General features: G+C 40.6%; 2 protein-coding genes. One reads left to right on the top strand and one right to left on the bottom strand.

Annotation, left to right across the window (positions count from 1 at the left end; translation table 11 throughout):
* Positions 1-749: LPS export ABC transporter permease LptG (gene lptG / locus L650_RS0100605; protein WP_029771768.1), on the top strand; the 749-nt coding region annotated here is incomplete at its 5' end.
* Positions 750-1,047: 298 nt separating this feature from the next.
* Here the strand turns inward: lptG and L650_RS0100600 are convergent.
* Positions 1,048-1,548, bottom strand: a complete 501-nt coding sequence (locus tag L650_RS0100600) for an RDD family protein (protein WP_029771767.1) — start codon at positions 1,546-1,548, stop codon at positions 1,048-1,050.
* Positions 1,549-1,926 lie beyond the last annotated feature (378 nt).

Raw genomic sequence — 1,926 nt, 5'->3', positions numbered from 1 at the left:
CCGCCGTGTTTATGGCTGTGTGTATGATGGCTCTTGGTGAGTGGGGCGCACCAGAGGCGCAACAACACGCCAAAGAAATGCGTAATCAGGCAATTTATGGCGGCGATGTATTCAATGCACAAAAAGGCGTATGGGCTAAAGATGGCAACAACTTTATTAATATTGAAGATGTAGATCAAAACGGCCGTTTAAACGGTGTGCACATGTATCAATTTGATAAGTCACTCGATTTAACTCAAATAACCAAAGCTAAAGTGGCCATTGGTCGTGATGAAGGTTGGCTATTACGCGATGTAAACAAGGTTCATATTAGTGATGAGCAAATAAGCAGTGAACACATTGATGAAGAGTTTTACCCTTCGCAATTAACGGGCGAAAAGCTTGGTGTTGTATCGGTAAAGCCTGAGTCGCTTTCCTTTACAGGGCTTTGGTCGTACTTAGGGTATTTACAGCAAAATGAGCAAGATACCAGCACCTATGAGCTGGCCTTGTGGCGTAAGCTAATGCAGCCTGTGTCTGTTGCCGTAATGCTACTGGTTGCACTGTCGTTTATATTTGGCCCGTTACGTACCGTTACTATGGGTGCACGTATCATTATGGGTGTAGTAACGGGAATTGTATTTCACTTAATAAATGAGATATTTGGTCCTGTGGTAATGGTTTATCAAATACCCGCTATTATAGGCGCGGTACTGCCAAGTATACTATTTATAGGCTTTGCTACGTACATGATGAATAAGCGGGTATAGCCGTTATAAGCGCTTATTTAATACTAAAAAAGGTGACCTATGGTCACCTTTTTTGTTTTTATAACGCGTTATTCAAAAACTAATACTAATCAGCTTAATTAAGTGATCAATTTTGAGGCTGGAAAAACGTGTTGATAGCTAGGCAAAAAATCGCTATTTAGTTGCTCTCGGCAGTTGCTCCTGCATTGCTCTACCTTCTGCATCCATGCAGTCGTAAATGAGAATTTTTTAACGGAGGTAGCGACAAGTTAGCCCCGCAAAATAATTAAGTATTATTGCGCATTGGTATAAATGGGTATTAATCTAGCTCGCGGTAAATACGTTTGTTTTCTTCTTTTGTAAGAGTAATTACCTCAGTTTTTGAGACATAGTCTTGCAGCGCTTTTTTGTTTTTAAAATCAATTAATACCACAAGGTTACCTAAGCCAAGCAGGGCACTTAGGCTGCGAACAATAGACTGCGGCCAACTAATTAAGCTTCCTTCACTAGTTTGTACTTTTAAACGCCATGCGCGCATGCCAATAGTTTGCCCGCTTTTAGTCCAAAAATAGCCAAAAAATACTAAAGTAACAATAACAAGTAAGGCACTTCGAATACTCGACAGCAGCAGTGACTCTTGAATAAGTGCCGATACATCTTCAGCACCATTTAAACTAATAACATCAAGTGAAATAAGCCCTTGTACGGCAAATAAATAGAGCACAACCGTTAACATAGCAAACGCAATAATAGCTAACGTATCATAAACTAACGACGCAAAACGACGCCAAAAACCAGCTCGTGGAAACTCACCCGACATAAATACACTCTCACTGTTAATATGCGCGCTAGTTTAGCAAAAAAGCTCACAAATACTAAGCGCTATAGTTCAGTGATATACCTTGGCGTTATTATTAGCTGTATTTAATACTTCAACCAGTAAACGACATTTTGCACAGGCTGTCTAAATGTTAAGCGGTTGATCAGGCTAATGTCATAAAACGCTTGCTGCCACCCCTATTGTTTGTATAATGCTTGGCATAGAGACGAAGGCACATAAATAATCCTGAGCTCTAAAGTGGTTTTTCTTTATCTTCTCGTGTTTAGAAGGTTAAAGAAAAATGACGCCAGCGTGATGAAATTGGTATACATGGGGGATTCAAAATCCCCTGCCGAAAGGCGTGCCGGTTCGAGCCCG

It is taken from the genome of Pseudoalteromonas sp. TB51, from assembly GCF_000498055.1.
Lineage (GTDB): Bacteria > Pseudomonadota > Gammaproteobacteria > Enterobacterales > Alteromonadaceae > Pseudoalteromonas > Pseudoalteromonas atlantica.
The sequence above is the reverse complement of the archived record's forward strand: the minus strand, read 5'-3'. Positions and strand labels throughout refer to the sequence as shown.